This window comes from Streptococcus pantholopis (assembly GCF_001642085.1).
GTDB lineage: Bacteria > Bacillota > Bacilli > Lactobacillales > Streptococcaceae > Streptococcus > Streptococcus pantholopis.
Genome location: NZ_CP014699.1, coordinates 1,594,228 through 1,613,067, shown reverse-complemented (window position 1 = coordinate 1,613,067; position 18,840 = coordinate 1,594,228). Strand labels below are relative to the sequence as shown.

The 18,840-nt window shown below is 41.3% G+C and carries 21 protein-coding genes, 1 tRNA gene and 1 pseudogene; 15 read left to right on the top strand and 8 right to left on the bottom strand.

Annotated features, from left to right (window positions below):
• Nucleotides 1–270 precede the first annotated feature (270 nt).
• Complete coding sequence (locus A0O21_RS07420) at nt 271–1,338, top strand: acyltransferase (RefSeq protein ID WP_067063718.1); 1,068 nt, start codon at nt 271–273, stop codon at nt 1,336–1,338.
• Between the two features lie 91 nt (nt 1,339–1,429).
• Here A0O21_RS07420 and A0O21_RS07415 read toward each other — a convergent pair whose 3' ends face one another.
• The 5 genes from A0O21_RS07415 to A0O21_RS07395 form a co-directional block, all read right to left on the bottom strand.
• A complete protein-coding gene (locus A0O21_RS07415) occupies nt 1,430–1,816 on the bottom strand; it encodes a DUF956 family protein (RefSeq protein ID WP_067063715.1) in 387 nt (128 codons plus the stop codon).
• A 240-nt stretch (nt 1,817–2,056) separates the two neighbouring features.
• Entirely contained in the window at nt 2,057–2,968 is a 912-nt protein-coding gene (locus A0O21_RS07410; protein ID WP_067063711.1) for a PTS system mannose/fructose/sorbose family transporter subunit IID, read from the bottom strand.
• Nucleotides 2,969–2,987: 19 nt separating this feature from the next.
• A complete protein-coding gene (locus tag A0O21_RS07405; RefSeq protein ID WP_067063707.1) occupies nt 2,988–3,791 on the bottom strand; it encodes a PTS mannose/fructose/sorbose transporter subunit IIC in 804 nt (267 codons plus the stop codon).
• 73 nt (nt 3,792–3,864) lie between these two features.
• The gene (locus A0O21_RS07400) at nt 3,865–4,857 is read right to left on the bottom strand and encodes a PTS sugar transporter subunit IIB (RefSeq protein ID WP_067063702.1); all 993 of its coding nucleotides are present in this window, start codon (nt 4,855–4,857) and stop codon (nt 3,865–3,867) included.
• Nucleotides 4,858–5,192: 335 nt separating this feature from the next.
• Nucleotides 5,193–6,005: a Cof-type HAD-IIB family hydrolase gene (locus A0O21_RS07395; RefSeq protein WP_067063698.1), complete on the bottom strand. Its 813-nt coding sequence runs from the start codon at nt 6,003–6,005 to the stop codon at nt 5,193–5,195.
• 93 nt (nt 6,006–6,098) lie between these two features.
• On the opposite strand from A0O21_RS07395, the gene A0O21_RS07390 reads away from it, so the two are divergent.
• The 5 genes from A0O21_RS07390 (at nt 6,099) to lytR (ending at nt 10,646) form a co-directional block, all read left to right on the top strand.
• Complete coding sequence (locus A0O21_RS07390; RefSeq protein WP_067063695.1) at nt 6,099–6,683, top strand: hypothetical protein; 585 nt, start codon at nt 6,099–6,101, stop codon at nt 6,681–6,683.
• 126 nt (nt 6,684–6,809) lie between these two features.
• Complete coding sequence (locus tag A0O21_RS07385) at nt 6,810–8,231, top strand: NCS2 family permease (RefSeq protein WP_067063692.1); 1,422 nt, start codon at nt 6,810–6,812, stop codon at nt 8,229–8,231.
• Between the two features lie 289 nt (nt 8,232–8,520).
• Complete coding sequence (tsaE, locus tag A0O21_RS07380; RefSeq protein ID WP_067063688.1) at nt 8,521–8,982, top strand: tRNA (adenosine(37)-N6)-threonylcarbamoyltransferase complex ATPase subunit type 1 TsaE; 462 nt, start codon at nt 8,521–8,523, stop codon at nt 8,980–8,982.
• Complete coding sequence (locus A0O21_RS07375) at nt 8,957–9,478, top strand: GNAT family N-acetyltransferase (RefSeq protein ID WP_067063684.1); 522 nt, start codon at nt 8,957–8,959, stop codon at nt 9,476–9,478. The genes tsaE and A0O21_RS07375 overlap by 26 nt, the downstream gene beginning before the upstream one ends.
• A gap of 10 nt (nt 9,479–9,488) precedes the next feature.
• Nucleotides 9,489–10,646 carry a glycopolymer--peptidoglycan transferase LytR gene (lytR, locus tag A0O21_RS07370; RefSeq protein WP_067063680.1) on the top strand — a complete coding sequence of 386 codons (1,158 nt, stop codon included), beginning with the start codon at nt 9,489–9,491 and terminating at the stop codon, nt 10,644–10,646.
• 454 nt (nt 10,647–11,100) lie between these two features.
• On the opposite strand, the gene A0O21_RS07365 is transcribed toward lytR, so the two are convergent.
• Entirely contained in the window at nt 11,101–11,397 is a 297-nt protein-coding gene (locus A0O21_RS07365; RefSeq protein ID WP_067063676.1) for a hypothetical protein, read from the bottom strand.
• Entirely contained in the window at nt 11,394–11,813 is a 420-nt protein-coding gene (locus tag A0O21_RS07360; protein ID WP_067063672.1) for an HIT family protein, read from the bottom strand. Before A0O21_RS07360 ends, A0O21_RS07365 begins: the two co-directional genes overlap by 4 nt.
• A 72-nt stretch (nt 11,814–11,885) precedes the next feature.
• Here A0O21_RS07360 and A0O21_RS07355 point away from each other — a divergent pair, with 72 nt between their 5' ends.
• The 6 genes from A0O21_RS07355 to A0O21_RS10935 all read left to right on the top strand — a co-directional run bounded on the left by A0O21_RS07355 (nt 11,886) and on the right by A0O21_RS10935 (nt 15,722).
• Nucleotides 11,886–12,611, top strand: coding sequence for an ABC transporter ATP-binding protein (locus A0O21_RS07355; protein ID WP_067063669.1), 726 nt, complete (start codon nt 11,886–11,888; stop codon nt 12,609–12,611).
• Between the two features lies 1 nt (nt 12,612).
• Nucleotides 12,613–13,650, top strand: coding sequence for an ABC transporter permease (locus A0O21_RS07350; protein ID WP_067063666.1), 1,038 nt, complete (start codon nt 12,613–12,615; stop codon nt 13,648–13,650).
• Between the two features lie 66 nt (nt 13,651–13,716).
• On the top strand, nt 13,717–14,508 hold the full coding sequence (gene ccrZ / locus A0O21_RS07345) for a cell cycle regulator CcrZ (RefSeq protein WP_067063662.1): 792 nt from the start codon (nt 13,717–13,719) through the stop codon (nt 14,506–14,508).
• Entirely contained in the window at nt 14,508–15,146 is a 639-nt protein-coding gene (gene trmB, locus A0O21_RS07340; protein WP_067063658.1) for a tRNA (guanosine(46)-N7)-methyltransferase TrmB, read from the top strand. Before ccrZ ends, trmB begins: the two co-directional genes overlap by 1 nt.
• Nucleotides 15,147–15,308: 162 nt before the next feature.
• Nucleotides 15,309–15,395 (top strand) — tRNA-Ser (locus A0O21_RS07335).
• A gap of 174 nt (nt 15,396–15,569) precedes the next feature.
• On the top strand, nt 15,570–15,722 hold the full coding sequence (locus A0O21_RS10935) for a hypothetical protein (RefSeq protein WP_173644635.1): 153 nt from the start codon (nt 15,570–15,572) through the stop codon (nt 15,720–15,722).
• Between the two features lie 194 nt (nt 15,723–15,916).
• Here the strand turns inward: A0O21_RS10935 and A0O21_RS11020 are convergent.
• Nucleotides 15,917–16,192: pseudogene (locus tag A0O21_RS11020) on the bottom strand (transposase); the annotation flags it as partial.
• Here A0O21_RS11020 and A0O21_RS10815 point away from each other — a divergent pair.
• The 3 genes from A0O21_RS10815 to A0O21_RS07325 all read left to right on the top strand — a co-directional run bounded on the left by A0O21_RS10815 (nt 16,165) and on the right by A0O21_RS07325 (nt 18,699).
• Entirely contained in the window at nt 16,165–16,419 is a 255-nt protein-coding gene (locus tag A0O21_RS10815; RefSeq protein ID WP_158511701.1) for a hypothetical protein, read from the top strand. The pseudogene A0O21_RS11020 and the gene A0O21_RS10815 sit on opposite strands and share 28 nt — an antisense overlap.
• A 281-nt stretch (nt 16,420–16,700) precedes the next feature.
• Nucleotides 16,701–17,240 (top strand): transcription termination/antitermination protein NusG, encoded by a 540-nt coding sequence (nusG, locus tag A0O21_RS07330; RefSeq protein WP_067063655.1) that lies wholly within the window; start codon nt 16,701–16,703, stop codon nt 17,238–17,240.
• Nucleotides 17,241–17,883: 643 nt separating this feature from the next.
• Nucleotides 17,884–18,699 carry an amino acid ABC transporter substrate-binding protein gene (locus tag A0O21_RS07325; RefSeq protein ID WP_067063651.1) on the top strand — a complete coding sequence of 272 codons (816 nt, stop codon included), beginning with the start codon at nt 17,884–17,886 and terminating at the stop codon, nt 18,697–18,699.
• Nucleotides 18,700–18,840: the final 141 nt, after the last annotated feature.

Sequence of the window (18,840 nt, the reverse complement as noted above, 5' to 3'; positions counted from 1 at the left end):
ACAGAAAGGAGAATCGCTGGAGCGCTTCTGCGCGGTTCCATCCAGCTTCACAACTTTTGTGCACTTACTTACTCTTTTTAAATTGTTAACACGGTAGAATTTCATATTTTTTTCCTGCCTGCTCACAGCAAACGCAGACTTTCTGAAAAAGAAAAAAATCTTACTTATCCGTTGCTGCTATTATATAAAAAAAATGCTGAAAAGTAAACTTAAAATTTGTAAGCAGATTGATACACCGAGAGAGAACAGATTATGATAAAATGAGGTATTATGAAGCTAAAAAAATTGAGCTCTTCCTCTTATAATGCAGGAATTGATTTTTTGCGTATTTTTGCCATGTTAATGATTATTATCACCCATATTTTAGGGAAAGGCGGGATACGAGATGAAGTACAGGGAGATATCGATATTTATTATTGGGTGACCTGGCTGATTCAAGTCACTGCCTACGGGGCAGTAAACTGCTATGCTTTAATCAGCGGCTATGTCGGCTTAAGGTCTCCCTACCGCTACTCAAAAGGTTTGTCCTTGTGGGTTCAGGTATTTTTTTATACCCTTGGTCTGACTTTAATTTTTGCTGCAGCCGGACAGAAGCTGAGTGCTGCTGACTGGCTAGGCGCTTTTTTTCCGGTAATTACCGGTCAGTATTGGTATATCACTGCCTATTTTGGGCTCCTTGTTTTTATGCCCTTGCTGAATATGTCTCTTTTAAAATTGAGCGATAAAGATTTACGCCATCTTGTTTTTGTAGCTGTTTTTTTCTTTTCAGTTATGCCGGCTCTGTTTAATACTAAAGTTGATGAATTTTCCTTTGCTAAAGGCTTTAGCATGAATTGGCTGATTGTTCTCTATATAATCGGCGCATATCTCAGCCGTCTTGATCTCAAAAAACTGTTTAAAACACGCCGTTTAATATTGGCTTATACCCTCTCCATTTTAGTTACTTTTACAATGAAATTTTTAATTGGTGATATTTGGTACTGGTACACTTCTCCGAGCTTACTGGCTGGTTCGGTCGCTCTGTTTATTCTCTGTGCCAATCTGGAGATCAAAGACAACAGTCGCTTCTTTTCTTTTATCAGACGATTTGCTCCAACGACCTTAGGTGTTTACCTTTTTCATTTGAATCCCTTAATGGTTCGTTTTTGGATGCGTGATGTGTTTATCTCTTTTGTTGATGCCCCTATTGTGCTCTTTCCCTTGCTGATTTTAGGAACAGCAGTTCTTATTTTTGCCATATCCGCTTTAGTAGAACTTTTTCGCTTAAAACTCTTTCGATTTCTGAGAATACAAAAGCTGACGGATCGCCTAGACCGGGTTTTTCCTTTTGGACAGTGAAGGCAGGTTGTATAAGTCAGCCGCTCTGTGAAAAAATAAAGAACCTCAGTATGTCTGAAGGTTCATTTTTATACTAAAATTTAGGTTGGCTTCACTCAGTTTTTTTTGATTTAAATATGTTTTTCAGAGACTGTCCAATAGTTTGCAGCAAAGTCGGCAGCTTAACAACCTTGTCATTGCCAATATGTTCTCTGGCGATTTTAAGAATTTTCCCTGAATCTTTAGAAGCAAAAAGGAATTTTCCCCTATCGGTAAAGATTTCAAAGTGGCGGCTAATGGTATTTTTTCGGCCTGTAACATTAGCACCTATGGATAAAATATTGGCCCAAGGAATCTGAATATAATCCTCAACATTCTTATCACTGTAAAATTCAATCCCCTTGTCTCCTAATAAGAACTTGCCAACTTTACCTCCTATACTGAGATAAGACACACCAGTAGTAGTTAGTTCGACTTTTGTATTTATTGATTGTGCCATGCTGTCTCCTTAACCGTTTTATTTATTATATCAAAAAAAGGAGAGTGGGACAAAAATTGGTAAATCGTCATAAAATGCCGATTTCGATTTTCTTGTCCCACCTCCGCACAAGTTGATTGGAAGTTCTTATCCCTTGCTCGACAAGGGATAAGAACTTCCAATCAACCACTGCGTCAAACGCATTCATCTAAAAAAATTAAAGAGGCAGGAACTTTTGTCCCAGCCTCTTTAACTTTAAGATTACATGATTCCGAAGAAACGAGCTGCAATACCAACAACGAATAAGGCGAGGATAATAGTGATTGGCGAAACTTTTTTCTTGAGTAACCACATGCAAAGGAATGTAAGGAGAAGTCCCATCAATCCTGGGATTAAGGCATCTAATTGTCCTTGAAGTGACTGGGCCTGCATTTGATTAAGACCAAGACCTTCGTTCACTTGTTCAAGGATATCGTGTAATTGCTGACCAGTGACATTTCCTTTAGGGAATACAATATAGGCACCTTCAGACAGTGTTCTTGAAGGAAGATTAATAGTAAAGGCGATGTTTACCCATCGTTCAACAAGCACAGCGATAATGAACATACCGAGGATTGAAGCTCCTTTAGTGATGTCTTGCAGGATACCGCCTGACATGTCTTTTGTAATTTCAGAACCGGCTTTATAACCAAACTCTTGAGCATACCACAAGAAGGCCATACGGATTAGATTCCAAAGAACAAAGAATAAGATTGGTCCGAAAACGTTACCAGCTATAGCCAGTGATGCTCCAAGGGCTCCAAGAATCGGACGAACAGTAAACCAGAAAACCGGATCACCGATACCAGCTAAAGGTCCCATCATACCGATTTTAACCCCTTGGATAGCAGCATCGTCAATCTCAGCACCGTTGGCACGTTCTTCTTCCAGTGCCAAAGTTACCCCGAGAATCGGCGCTGCAACGTATGGATGAGTATTAAAGAACTCTAAGTGACGTTCAAGTGCAGCAGCCTGTTCTTCTTTTTTAGTGTAAAGTCTCTTGATAGCCGGGATAAGTGAGTAAGCCCAACCCAGGTTTTGCATCCGTTCATAGTTCCAAGAACCTTGAAGGAAGGTAGAACGCCACCAAACTTTTTGGCGATCAGATTTTGAAAGTTGTAATTTTTCTGCCATGATGATTTTCTCCCTTCTCTTAGTAATCCTCTAGGATGTCACCGATTGGGTCGCCAGACCCACCAGTATTTCCGCCGCTATTACCACCTTGTTTAGAAAGGTTGATATAGATAAAGGCAAGAGCGACACCGATTGTACCCATGGCGATCAGAGTCAAATCGGTCAGTGCAGCAAGGGCAAAACCAATGGCGAAGAATGGCCATACTTCGCGAGTAGCCATCATGTTGATAACCATAGCGTAACCTACGGCAACAACCATACCGCCACCGACAGCCATACCGCCTGATAACCATTCCGGCATAGCTTCCAAGATACCTTGTACAACTGATGTTGGTACAGCAAGAAGGAGTGCAGCAGGAACAGCGATACGAAGACCTTGAAGGAGGAGAGCAATCAAGTGAGTGCGTTCTACAATAGCAAAGTTTCCATCTTTAGCGGCCGCATCAGCACCGTGAACCAAACCAACTGAGATTGTACGAACAATCATGGTAAGGAAAAGACCTGCAACGGCAAGAGGAATAGCTGTTGTATAAGCAAAACTGATACCTTTGCTGGTGAAGTCGCCACCTTGAACCATGATAATAGCAGAGGCGACAGAAGCAAGTGCAGCATCGGGAGCAACAGCAGCCCCGATATTAGCCCAGCCAAGGGCGATCATTTGCAGAGTACCACCAAGGATAACACCTGCTTCAAGGTGCCCTGTTACAAGACCGATGAGGGTACATGCAACAAGCGGTTGATGGAATTGGAATTGGTCGAGGATACCTTCAAGACCTGCTAAGAAGGCAACAACAACGACTAAAATCATAGAAATAACTGACATTATTCTAGTTCCTTTCGTTTGATAGAAAAGTTTTCAATGGACAAGACCAGCTTTTTTTATTAAGACCAGTCTCTTATTGGACATTTGCTTTGCTGATTAGGTCAAACAAATCTTTTGGTGAGTCGTTTGGCACTTTACGAACATCAAAGCTGACCCCTAGGTCGCGCAATTTTTCAAATGTGGCGACATCATCTTTATCCATGGATAAGACATTGTTCACCATAGTTTTTCCGGTTGAATGAGCCATTGAACCGATATTCAGTTCCGTTATTGGCACTCCGCCTTCAATCGCTTCTAGGGCTTCCTGCGGTGTTTCAAATAAGATAAGCGCATGCGTATTGCCAAAGCGCGGATCCTTAGCCGCTTCAATTAATTTCTTAATTGGGACAACATTGGCTTTTACGCCGCCGGGAGCTGCTTGCTTAATCAAGCCTTTGCGCAGTTCATCCTGTGCTACAGTATCCGAAGCCACGATGATTCTGTTTGCCTTTGAAGCCGGTGTCCAGTTGGTCGCAACTTGTCCGTGCAGAAGACGTGTATCGACACGGGCAAGATTGATTTTAAGCTTGCCGTCACCGATAACGGTTCCTTCAGGAATAGCGCCTTGAACAGTTTCCTGCGCAGCAGGAGCTGCTTCAGGGGCCTCTGCCGGATTAAGTGCTTCTGGGAGAGCCTTGACCCCATCCTTAGCCTCTTTTATGATATTGGCAGCAACTTGTTCAACCCCAGCATTTGCGTCCATCATCCGCTCTGTGTAGGCTTGAATAAGCATTGGCAAACTGAGGCCGGTGATGATAGCCATTTTGCGTTCTGGATTTTCCTCCATCACGCGGCTGGCTTGATTAAACGGTGAACCGCTCCAAAGATCAGCCAGTACGAGGATTTCATCATCAGCGTCAAATTGTGCCACAGCATCCTTGAAATGTGCATACAAGTCATCCGGCCCTTCACTTGGCATGAAAGTGACTGTCTGGACCTTGTCCTGATCACCAAAGATCATTGAACCGGACTGATGGATGCCTTCGGCAAATTTACCGTGGCTGGCAATGATAATACCGATACCCATTCTTGTTCTTCCTCCTTAAATAGTTTTTTTCCTTAAAATGAAAAAGAATAATCTCCTTCCAAAATAAAGGAACTCCCTTGGATATAATCCAGTTCTTAAAGGGGAGCAGTTTATTCTGGCCATTCTTTTTTAGTTTAGGGAAATTTAAGAACATATTAATTGTAAAACGTTTTCAATGAAAAAGCAATAGAATTTTGATAAAAATTTTCAAAAAGCAAAAAAAGCCTTCATTTTCAAGCATTTTAGCTGATTTTATATGAACGTTTTTGAAAGTTCTCAAAAATTAAAAAGTACCGCTTCTTGAAATTCTGCTGCGATACTTTTTAATACTTTATTTATAGGAATAATTTTTCCAATTCTTTTGCCACACCATCTTCTTCATTGGTTAGAGTTAGCTGTTCATCAGCATAGGGCAGAAGAATAGGATTAGCATTTTTCATAGCATAGCCAGTTCGGGCAAGGGCCAGCATTTCTGTATCATTGTGTTCGTCTCCAAAAGCAATTAATTCTTCTCTAGTCAGCTTATAGATGGAAAGAAGGTGTTTTAGAGCAAAAGCCTTGTTGACACCTCTAGCAGAAAATTCTAAGATATTCAGCGGTCCGCCCCAAGAATCGATTTCCAATTCATTATTAAAATACCGCCGCATATCATTTGCCAGCGCATACTTGTCTTCATGCCTGGTCTGCATGAGCAGTCCTTTTGGATTTTGTGTAATCTTCAGAGGATCCAGCCGCATCTGATCGGTAATTTTTTCCACACCGAACAATTCCGGTCTGATAGCTCCAGGATTATCCATTGTGATATAAAATTTTTTTCGGTACTCACTGGCGATAAAATCAGCCGCAAAGGCTTGTTTTTGCTCTAATACGTCAAATAAATAGCGCTTATCAATAGTAACACTGAGCTCTTGAGACCATCTCTGATTGGGAATATGTGTCAGAGCGCCGTTAAAACTGATCAAAGGAGTAGTCAGCCCTAGGTGGTCATAGTGGGCTGCGGCCATTGAAAAGGGCCGGCCTGTAGCAATGATAACCAGATGTCCTCTGGCTGTGACCTTTCTGATTGTTTCCGCAGTGTAAACCGATATAGTGTTGTCGCTGTGCAGGAGCGTCCCATCTAAATCAATTGCAATCATTTTTCTAGCCATACTGATGATTATACCATATCATCAAGAAGAAGGATAATGAAAAAACAGCCTGTTTTCTATGGTATAATAAACGGTAGAGATTGGAGTATTTGTATGTCTAAAATGATTTTAACCCATGCCTTTGCCGCTTTTGTCTTTATTGCTCTTGCAGTTTACCAGCCTGCAGCAGAAGGGCTGATGGCCAGTCTTATCTTTGCTGCGGTCAGCTTGGAAATGGGGTTTGTGGCTCAGCATACTAAGAAAGCCCTTTTTCGTGTGCCTGCTTTTCTGATTTGGTGTTTCGCCTATCCCCATATTTTTAATGTCTTACTGGGGATTGCGGATTTATCCTGGGATAGCAGTGTGCTCTGGACTGCAGAAGGATCAGGTCCCTTTGCTGCCTATTTAGCGGCTCTTGTTTTTACTTTACTTGCTGCGGTTCTGAGTTTCCGCCTGTTTTTAAAAAGTGTAAAGCTTAACCGCTATTTATACTATTTTCTGCTGCCCTGTTTTACTTTAATAACCAGCTTTTTTATCGTATCGAGCAGACACAATCCCTTTGCCTGGTCAACCTTTTTCAACAGTCCTGCCGAGGCTTTCAACCAGCTTCTCGGTCAGTTTGCTGCTCTTAACCTGCCTTTGTTTTTAGGCTTAACATTTATTCAGCTGATGCTGCTCATCCTGTTAGGTGACGATTAACAAACCCTATACTGGAAAGTGTGCTGTAGGTCTTCAGACAGAATTTTCGTTTGCTCAGTTGAAAAATGAACGATTGTATAGTAAAATATTATTATCGTTCGTAAATAAAGGAGAAATAACTAAAAAATGGACAAAGTTTTTAAGCTAAAAGAGCACGGAACAGATGTTCGGACTGAAATTACGGCAGGGTTAACAACCTTTTTTGCCATGTCCTATATCCTTTTTGTTAATCCGTCAATGCTGTCACAGACTGGTATGCCTGCTCAGGGTGTTTTTCTGGCAACAATCATTGGTGCTGTTGCCGGCACTTTGATGATGGCTTTTTATGCCAATATGCCCTATGCACAGGCACCCGGTATGGGACTCAATGCATTCTTTACTTACACCGTCGTATTTTCGCTGGGCTATAGCTGGCAGGAAGCCTTGGCAATGGTTTTCTTATGCGGTCTCATTTCTATTGTCATTACTGTTACTAAAGTTCGAAAAATGATTATTGAATCCATTCCGGCAGCTCTGAAGTCAGCCATTTCAGCTGGGATTGGTATTTTTCTGGCCTATGTTGGGATCAAAAATGCCGGGCTTCTGAAATTCTCCATTGATCCCGGGACATACAGTGTCAGCGGTGAAGGTGCAGAAGAAGGATTAGCCTCTATTACTGCCAATTCATCAGCAACTCCGGGGCTTGTCGAGTTTACTAATCCGGCTGTTATACTTGCCATTATCGGTTTAATCATCACCGCCTTCTTTGTGGTTAAAAATATCAAAGGAGGTGTGATTATCTCCATTGCCTTAACGACAGTCATTGCTATCTTAATTGGTGTCGTTGATCTCTCAACTGTGGATTTGGCTTCCAATAATGTCGGGACTGCATTTAAAGAATTACGTTCTATTTTTGGGGTAGCTTTAGGCAGCCAAGGTTTAGGCTCTTTATTTGGTGATACTGCCCGTATTCCGGAAGTTTTAATGGCTATTCTTGCTTTTTCTCTGACGGATATATTTGATACTATAGGGACTCTTATTGGGACTGGTGAAAAGGTAGGGATTATCAGGGCAGAAGAAGGCGGAAAAGGCACTAATGGTCTGGATCGGGCCCTCTTTTCAGATTTAGTGGGGACAACAGTCGGTGCCGTTGCCGGAACGTCAAATGTCACTACTTATGTTGAATCGGCAGCCGGTATCGGTGCCGGCGGACGGACGGGCTTAACGGCATTGGTTGTTGCTGTTCTTTTCGCTATTTCCAGCCTCTTTAGTCCTTTGCTGGCCATTGTTCCTAATGCAGCGACAGCCCCTATTCTCATTATCGTGGGGATAATGATGCTCTCAAATCTTAAAAATATTGACTGGCACGATATCAGTGAAGCCATTCCGGCTTTCTTCACTTCTATTTTTATGGGCTTTGCTTACAGCATTACACACGGTATTGCCACTGGTTTTATTTTCTATACACTTGTTAAAATTTTTAAAGGCCAAGCCGGCAGCGTTTCTGCTGTAATCTGGGTTTTAGATGCTCTCTTTATTCTTAATTTTATCAGTTTGGCTATTTTGTAAGATCCCTAAACAAGGATTCTATGTTGATAAAAAGCAGCTGCTCTAAAGCTGACATTTACTTGTTTTTACTGTTCGATTAATTTTACCAGCTATTAAGAAAACTCTTTTTTGTGGACTGACCAAGAGTTGGACATCACTCCGACTTTAACATGGATGCAGTTCACCAGGGAGAGTTTTTTATTGCTTAGATTCTTATAGGAAGCAATCCCATTTATTGCGCCGCTATCCAGCAAAGAAAGATTTGCTGTTTCGAGTTGGAAGAAGGTCTTTTTTTTGGTATAATAAGGCTATGTTTTACAGCCATAGTGAAGAACAAATGATTGCCATCGGTGAGCAGATTGGCCGAAAATTGCAAAAAGGGCAAGTGCTGGTTTTGACAGGCGACCTTGGATCGGGTAAGACGACTTTGACGAAGGGGCTGGCCCTTGGTCTGGGTATTGGCCAGATGATTAAAAGTCCGACCTACACCATTGTTCGTGAGTATGAGGGGCGCCTTCCTCTTTATCATCTGGATGTTTATCGAATCGGTGACGATCCTGATTCAATTGATTTGGATGATTTTCTTTATGGTGACGGTGTGACTGTTATTGAATGGGGAGAGCTTTTAGCTGATACGCTACTGGAGGATTACTTGGAAATACTGATCAGCCAAAATGAAAGGGGCCGGCAGCTTAATTTTATCAGTCATGGAGAGGCCTCTGAACGCCTGCTTAAGGAGATTGAAAATGACTCAAAAAGAATTACTGGTTGAAGAAGCCCGCCCTGATGATGCAGGTGCTGTTATTGCCCTCATAGAACAAGTTTTGTCGGAAACAGATTTTTTGACGAAATTTTCTGAAGAGAATGTGCTGACAGAAACTGAAGTAGCGGCCTTTCTTTCTCAAAAGGCAGAGAGCTTAAATGAAATTTGCCTGACAGCCAGGCTGGGCAATGACTTAGCCGGAATCCTGATTGTCTCCGGTGATTCTCATCCTCTGACAGCTCATATTGGCTATTTGTTTGTTGCTGTTTTAAAAAATTATTGGGGCTACGGTATCGGTCAGCTGCTGATGGAGGCGGCTCTTGACTGGGCTGAACACAGTCCCTTCATCCGGCGGCTGGAACTGACAGTACAGAGGCGAAATAAAGCCGCTGTCCATATTTATAAAAAGTTTGGCTTTATGGTAGAAGGTATTAAGAAACGCGGTATAAAAACAGAAAACGGAGAATTTCTTGATGTTTACCTGATGGGTAGACTCATAGATTAAAAAGACAACTATGAAACTTGGAAAAAAAATTCTGCTCATGCTGACAGCTATTATTTTGACAACGCTCGTTGCTGCGGGGATTTATGTCACCGATGCCCTGAGTTTCTCTAACAGTGAGCTGGCAAAAACTTTTAAAAATTATAATACTGGGTCAGGAAGCGAAGCGATTCAGCAAACCAAACCTTTTTCGATTTTGCTGATGGGAGTAGATACCGGCAGTGCTGACAGAGACTCCCAATGGGAAGGCAACAGTGACTCGATGATTTTAGTTACTGTCAATCCACAGACAAAATCAACAACAATGACCAGTTTGGAACGGGATATTCTCATTACCCTGTCCGGTCCTGACGATAATGATATGACCGGAGCGGAAGCCAAATTAAACGCAGCTTACGCTTCAGGCGGTGCTCAGATGGCCATTATGACTGTTCAGGATTTGCTAGATATTGATATTGATTACTATATGCAAATCAACATGCAGGGCCTTGTAGACTTAGTTGATGCTGTCGGCGGTATTACGGTGACCAATGAATTTGATTTCCCTATTTCTATTTCAGAAAATGAACCAGCCTACACTGCGACTGTTGAACCCGGGACACATAAGATTAACGGTGAGCAGGCTTTGGTCTACGCTCGGATGCGCTATGATGATCCTGATGGCGATTACGGCCGTCAAAAACGGCAGCGTGAAGTCATTCAAAAAGTGATGGATAAACTGCTGGCTCTTAACAGTGTCGGTTCCTATAAGAAAATTCTTTCAGCTGTCAGCAGCAATATGCAGACTAACATTGAGCTTTCAACCAGTACGCTGCCCCAGTTGATGAATTATTCAGATGCGTTAAGCAATATATCTTCTCAGCAGCTAAAAGGAGAAGATGTTATGCTGGAGGGAGCTTCATATCAGGTGGTTACAAGTGAGCACCTGCTGGAAATTCAAAACCGCATCAAATCAGAATTAGGCCTGTCCGAAAATAAGGAAGTAAAAACAACAGCAACTGTTTACGAAAATCTTTACGGCTCTGCTTCTGATTATGACAGCGGCTTAGATTACAGCTCATCAGATGATACGGCTTACAGCGATAGCTATTCAGCTGAGAGTGACTATAGCTATGGTCAGGAGCAAAGCAATGGTGCTGTTGATTCCAGCTATTATGGCTATGGTTATTAAATCAGCAGACAGTTTTAGAAGAGAGAGTATGACAAAAATCGAAATTGTCATAAAATGACGATTTTGATTTTGTTGTCTCACCTCTGCACAGTTGATTAGAGAGGACCTTATACCTTGCTTGACAAGGGACAAGAATTTCCAATCCACCACTGTGCATAGGTCTAAAAAAGTGAAACGAGGCGGACTTTGTCCCAGCCTCGTTTTTAACTGCAGAAGCTATAAAACTAGTCATAATGGGTTTTAGAAAGCAAATTCAAAATTTTCAAAAGAACAGGGAATTTTCACGCATCTTGTGTTTCTTTTTTCAATACCAAACGTGAGGTCATAAATAATCTTATCGCATCACCTTTTCCTGATTTTAAATAATAAGAAAGAGAAGACAGCGTTTGCCTTCTCTTTCTTATTATATAGGGTAAGCCGCTGCTGATCTTGCTACAGAGCTTACATTTTTTGCTTAAGGCCGTTTATCTTGGTATTTTTCAAGGATAGCAGATATTTGTTTCAGATAGGCCTGAACTTCTTGATTGAAAACACGTCCTTTATAGCTTAAATCTTGCTTGACAGCCTGCAGATTGTCTTTTTGCTGGGCAATTTTCTCTAAACTCTCACCTATATCAAGAAGATTTTCCTGAGCAACTAGGAAAGATTCTTTGGCGGACTGGAGCTGAGATCGGATAGCCTTACGGTTTTTGTAGACTCGGTAGCTTGTGTAGGCCAAAAGGCCTACGGTGATATAACCTTTCATTTTCATTGGCCCACCTCACTGCGGATGTCATCAGCCAAAGAATTGAGTGCTGAGCTGTCCGAATCATGAGCAGTGAAATGGATTTCCAGACCATCATCTGTGCTGTAACGGGGAATGAGGTGGATATGGGCATGAAAGACGGTCTGCCCGGCTATCTCCTCATTATTGTTGATGATGTTCATTCCGCCGGCTTTGGTCGCTTTTTGCAGTGCACGTGCCAGTTTAGGGAGTCTGGCAAAAACAGTCTGTGCCAGCCCTTCATCCATTTCAAGAGTATTGCGCACATGTTTTTTAGGGATTAAAAGCATGTGCCCTTTGGTCGTTTGGGAAATATCCAAAAAGGCCAATGTATGCTCATCTTCATAAACTTTGGCAGAGGGAATTTGACCCTCTGCAATTTTACAAAAAAGACAGTTTTCCATTTTATTTTCCCTTCTCTATATGAATTTGATATAATGTTTAGTATAAGTATATCAAAGTTAGTGGGAAATAGCATGTTAAAAATTGAGAACCTTACAGGCGGTTACAGCCGTCTTCCTGTTTTAAAAGATGTTTCTTTTTCGGTGAAATCCGGTGAAGTGCTGGGGTTAATCGGTTTAAACGGCGCAGGAAAATCCACAACAATTAATGAGATTATCGGGCTTTTGACCCCTTTTCAAGGAACAATAAGCATTGACGGGATGACTTTGGAGCAAAACCAGTCTGCCTACCGTAAAAAAATTGGTTTTATTCCCGAAACGCCGGTTCTCTATGATGAGTTAACTTTGAAAGAGCATTTTGAAACAATGGCTATGGCTTATGATATTGAAACGAGTGCAGCCTTAAAGCGGGTTCAGCCTTATTTGGAACTTTTTCGGTTAGATGATAAGCTGGATTGGTTTCCTGCCTATTTTTCCAAGGGAATGAAGCAGAAAGTCATGATTATTTGTGCTTTTTTGGTTGATCCTGAATTATTTATTTTCGATGAACCTTTTTTGGGGCTGGATCCTTTAGCAATAGCTGACCTAAGTGATCTGCTGGCCGACGAAAAAGCAAAAGGAAAATCGATTTTAATGAGTACACATGTCCTGGATTCTGCTGAAAAAATGTGCGACCGCTTTGTCATTTTACATAAGGGAGAGGTACGCGCTTCTGGGAGCCTATCTGAGCTCCGCAGACAGTTTGGGGATGAAACAGCAAGCTTAAATGCTATTTATATGGCTTTGACAAAAGAGGTGTGAGATGTTTCGGGTTTTTAAAGACCGTCGCAGGCGTTTTCTTTTACAGCTCCTGCGCTATTCAAGGTACGTTTTTAACGATCATTTTGTCTTAGTTTTATTGGTTTTGCTCGGTTTTCTCTTAGTTCAGTACAGAAACCTGCTGGAAAATTTTCCCCAACAGCCAGTCTTTCTGTTTGCTGCTTTGGGAGCTGCTTTGTTTGCTCTCTTAAATTCTGGGTCAATCGCTACTTATTTAGAGCCTGCCGACAGACAATTTTGGCTGCCTAAGGAAAGTGAGCTGAAGATGTGGATTCTTCAGGCCCAGAAGCGCTCTTTTCTTTTTGGGACTTTGCTGCAGACTCTTTTTTTACTGCTTGTAACACCCGTTTTTTTAAGACAGGGCTTCTTTCTTTGGCATGTCGCCTTGCTGGCAGTGCTGCTGGCTGTTTTGAAGTGGTTTTTAATTGGCCGTAAAGCCCATCTGTTTTGGAATTCTGCCGGCCGTTTAAACTGGGACGCAGCAATTGATTATGAGAAGAAACGTCAGCAATCGCTTTTAAAGTTTTTTGCGCTCTTTACAAGAGTTAAGGGTCTTTCAGGGAGTGTTAAGCGCCGCCGCTATTTAGACGGCTTATTGAAATTTCTAAAAAAAGAACCGGCATTTTTATGGGAAAATCTTTATTGGCGTGCTTTTCTGCGCAGTTCCGATTATGCCAGTTTATCGCTTCGTCTGCTGCTTTTGAGCATTTTAGGCTTGATTTTTGTTGATCATCCGCTTGTAGCCGCAAGCTTGGCTCTGCTTTTTAACTATTTGCTGCTTTTTCAGCTGCTGGCTTTATATTACCATTTTGACTATCACTATTTTACTGGTCTTTTCCCAATAGACAGACAGCTAAAAGGTCAAAATTTAAAGCGCTTTTTAAGCTGCATCGCTTATTTGCTGCTGGTTATCGAAATGCCTTTCACCTTGTCCTGGCAGGGGGCAGGTTTACTGGCTGTAGTGACTGTTGTCACTGTAGAAATTTACCTGCCGTATAAAATAAGGCAGATGATTGACTAAGTGCTGTAAAACAAGTAAAATAAACACTGACTATCTATATGTAGAAAATGAAAAGGAGGGGACGAAGTGACTTCATCAGATAAAGATTTAACTTTAACACCCTTGAGAGGAGAAAGCGGGAAAGCTTACGTTGGGACCTATCCGGATGGCGAGCGGGTTTTTGTCAAAATCAATACAACCCCAATTCTCCCTGCTCTCTCCAAGGAACAGATTGCACCGCAGCTGCTGTGGGCTAAGCGAATGGGCAATGGCGACACAATGAGTGCACAGGAGTGGCTTGACGGCCGTATTCTGACGCGTGAAGATATGGGCAGTAAGCAGATTATACATGTCTTGAATCGCCTCCACCGTTCACGAGCCTTGGTTAATCAGCTTTTGCAATTAAGCTATAGGATCGAAAATCCCTATGACCTGCTCATTGATTGGGAAAATAATGCTCCTCTTCAAATTCAGGAGAATACTTATCTGCAGTCCATTATCAAGGAGCTGAAACGCAATTTGCCTGAATTTCGTTCGGAGGTTGCAACAATTGTCCACGGGGACATTAAACGCAGCAATTGGATTATCACTACCAGCGGTATGATTTATTTGGTGGATTGGGACTCGGTGCGTTTGACAGACCGTATGTATGATGTAGCCTATCTATTGAGCCATTATATTCCTCAGACACACTGGCATGAGTGGCTGTCTTATTACGGCTATAAGGACAATGAAAAAGTGATGCAAAAAGTCTTTTGGTATGGGCAGCTTTCTTATCTGACTCAGATTTTACGGTCCTTTGATAAGAGGAATATGGAGCAGGTGAATCAGGAAATTTACGGCCTGCGTCAATTTAGAGAATTATTTAGGAAAAACTGATGCGAGTAAGAAAACGTAAAGGAGCAGAAGAGCATTTAAAAAACCATCCTCAGTTGGTGGTTTTTCAGCCTGAAAAGTTTAAGGGCCGCTGGCGGGAGCTTTTTGGCAATGATCGTCCCATTCACATTGAAATTGGAACCGGAAAGGGAGCCTTTATTTCTGGCATGGCTCTTAAAAATCCAGAGATTAATTATATTGGTATTGACATGCAGGTATCTGTTCTCAGCTACGCTTTAGATAAAGTGTTGGCCAGTCAGGCTGAGAATGTCAGATTGCTTTTGGCTGACGGGTCTGATCTAAGACATTTTTTTGCAGCAGAAGAAGTTGATTTACTCTATCTTAATTTTTCAGATCCTTGGCCAAAAACAAAACACGAGAAGCGTCGGCTGACCTACAAAACTTTCTTGGGAACATATCAGCATATTCTGCCTGAAAAAGGAGAAATTCATTTTAAGACTGACAATCGGTCTTTGTTCGAATACAGTTTAGTCAGTTTTTCGCAGTATGGCATGCTTTTAAATAAGGTTTGGCTGGATTTGCATGCCAGTGATTTCACTGGCAATGTTATGACAGAGTATGAAGAAAAATTTGCTGAAAAAGGGCAAGTTATTTATCGTGTCGAGGCTCAGTTTAGATAAGGATCTTTGTCTGTGGTTGACAGCACTGCTTCAGTAGGTATATCGGCCAACCATCTTTTGGTCTTTAGTCAAACAGCACTGCAGGCTGTTTAGATAAATTAGGACTTCCCATTTTTGGGAAATATGTTATAATAGAAAAAGTTGGTCTTCCAACTTCTTGATGGAGAGGTCGCATAGCGGCTGAGTGCGCACGCTTGGAAAGCGTGTAGTCCTTCACGGGGCTCGGGGGTTCGAATCCCCTCCTCTCCTTTTAGCCTATTGATATATCAACGGTTTGAGGCTGTTCACCCGCTTTTCACCCGTCAATTTTAGATTTTTGAAAAAATATCTTTAACAACACGGTCATTTTTTTCTTTCAGTTTTTCGAGCTGGTGAGCATAAAACTTGAAGTCGTTGATTTTAAATTTGGAAGGATTGATTGATATGACAATACAAGACCTCAATGCTTGGCCGGAAGCTGAAGATGACAACATTGATTTCAATGCTGCCCATGAAGCAAATAAAGATAAATCGGTTGATGACTTAGATCGTGAATGGTCTGAATATGTCAAGAAACTAAAGCTCGAAATAATCTGATAGCCCAAGCACTTAGAGAGATTTAAGTGCTTTTTTGCACTCAAAATAAACAGAATGGCCCTTGGGACCAAGAAAAATTTTAATTGCAAGTCTTTGTACACTGGCTATAAATCGTTCACCTTTATTATCGACCAAAGCCGCTGTTTGGTTTAGGCCACTATTTATACTTGACTATTGACCGTAACAAGGGGCTTTTAACGTATTCTAAATTTCTTGTCCGAAAAAGGGTCCTTATACTCTTTTACATTCAATTTATCAGAAGCAAAGTTATTTTTCTCTTGCCCACGAATAAACTCTGCTATCGTCTGTTCGTTCAATCCAACTGTACTGACGTAATTGCCTCTTGCCTAAAACTTACGATTTTCGTACTAGGATTTTAGGTTAACATGTTTTTCAAAAATCATTAGAGCACTCTTACTCTTTAAAAAAATAAAATCAGACATTGCAAGTTTGGCTGGTATCAGCGCCAACCCCAGCTGAGCTAGTGGTTTTCTTGTTTCTCTGGGAATATGATAAGAGAGCAGCAGAAGACGCATCGAAATTGCGCTTTCAAACCGAACAGTCTATTTCACTGGGAAATGAAACAGAAGGATCGATTACTAAAAATGGGGCTATTAATACTATTTCCAATAGCGAAAACACAATGTTCATTATAACGCTTGCTTATATCAATGTTACAGCCACATTGAAAAATTAGGCATTGATTCAGTACAAGAAATTGACATGACAGTACTTTTAATAGGTGATACGATTTAGTATCTGAAACGTTTATTATTAGCTAACGGCGCTTAGGAAAAAACAATTTGACATCGGTTCTGGCTTTTATTATAATAAGGTGAAACGAATAATTCCCCCAAAAAGCCCTTAAGGGCTTTTTATGATGAAAAAGTACTGGCCTAAATACAAGCTTGTTCGCTTCCGGAAGGGGCAGTACAGCTGTTTGGCTGCTTTTTTCAGAATAGCAGAAAGGAAAGAATAATGTTAGATTCATTTGATAAAGGCTGGTTTGTCTTACAGACTTATTCAGGCTATGAAAACAAGGTTAAGGAAAACCTGCTGCAGCGGGCTAAGACCTACAATATGTTAGAGAATATCCTGCGTGTAGAGATTCCGACCCAAACCGTTAACATTGAGAAAAACGGCAAAACAAAGGAAGTGGAAGAAAACCGCTTTCCGGGTTATGTTCTGGTGGAGATGGTCATGACAGATGAAGCTTGGTTTGTCGTTCGGAATACTCCTAATGTGACCGGTTTTGTCGGCTCACATGGGAACCGTTCCAAACCTACTCCGCTTTTGGAAGAAGAAATTCGCTCTATCCTGATTTCTATGGGACAGACGGTAGATGTGATTGATACCAATATTAAGCCGGGTGATGTCGTGCAAATTATCGACGGTGCCTTCATGGGGCAGGAAGGCCGTGTAGTTGAAATTGAAAACAACAAGGTCAAAATCATGATTAACATGTTTGGTTCTGAAACGGCTGCTGAGCTGGAACTTTATCAAGTTGCAGAATTGTAACAAATTGATATTGATAGGCCGTTAGAAAAAGTGTTTTCTGTCGGCAAGGAGATTTTTAAACGTATCAAAGATAGAGGCAGTGTTTGGGCTTTGATTTCAGGATTTTTCACAGTCAAAACTCAAGTCAATCTGCTTTTTTTAATGGCACAAAAATCTAGTGAGTAAGCTGTTTGGTCAAATCAAACAGCTTTTTTTTATTCACTGAAAATTTGGGGCGGAAATTAAAATTTTTTTCCGGCAGTCAGGCTGAGTGCTTGCAGCAGCAGTTTGCCTAGGGCTGATATGGAGCTGGAGGCATTTGCCGGTCTTCCAAAGGCTGGATTCGCTAAAATTATCCGAATTATTGCCATTATAAAAGTCCTTGTCTGCCTTTTCTTGGAGGTATGATAAGTTTTCTTTATGATTTGATAGAAAATTGCTATTAGACAAAGGTTAAAAAGCGCGGTAGACTGAGAATGATAGAAGATTATTCTTTAAACGTTGTGTAAAAAAAGAGGCAGTCGTAGGCGGCGCAAGCTGACATACAAATCTAGCTGCTCTGCGAGTATGGACTTCTTTTGAGTCTTCAGTGACTCAGCGGTCAGTCTCTTATTTTTACTTTGCGTTTTTCACGGGCTTTGTATCTTAATAAAAGGAGATTGATATGAAAAAATGGATAGAACGACTTCTGCTGGGAGTGATTTTAGCTAGTTTGGTTTTACTGCCGCATAAGGCTGATGCAGCCGGTAAGACAACGATTACGGTGGCGACTGATTCGGATACGGCTCCTTTTACGTATAAAAGCAATAATAAATTTAAGGGCTATGATATTGATGTCGTCAAAGCTATTTTTAAAGATTCTAAACAGTACAAGCTAAAATTTCAGACAATTCCCTTTGACAGTATCCTGACTGGGCTTGATGCTGGCAAATACCAAATGGCAGCCAATGATTTTAATTACAATGAGGAACGGGCGGAGAAATATTTGTTTTCAAATCCTATTTCTAAGTCAAATTATGCTGTAACCAGTGCTAAGGGGCAGAGCTTTAAACGTTTGGAAGACTTGTCCGGCAAGTCAACTGAAGTTTTATCCGGCTCCAATTATGCTCAAGTTCTTGAAAACTGGAATAGTGCTAATCCGGACAAGAAAGCAATTGACATCAATTATGTATCTGGGACAACAGGTATTACCACCCGTCTGCAGCATATCGAAAATGGGAAGATTGATTTCATACTTTATGATGCGATTTCATCGGCCTATATTGTAGACGATCAGGGGCTGGATTTAAAAGTCAGTCAAATCGAGGAAGAAATAGGCGGTGAAACGGACGGCTTAGAGTACCTGCTTTTCCCTAAAGATGAGGAAGGCGAAAAGTTGCAGCAGTATGTCAATAAACGTCTGGCTGAGCTCAAAAAAGACGGAACGCTTGCCAAACTCAGCAAAAAGTACTTTGGCGGAGATTATGTCTCAGACCTCTAAGATAGTATTTCTTTTAATTGCCCGCTAAAAAGAGAAAATAGCATTTGAGGCACTTCAAAAGTCTGCCAGTATTTCAAGCAAAGGATTGGGTTTTATACAAGACAAAACTCAATCCCTTGCTTAATTTTGTTTTGAATCGTT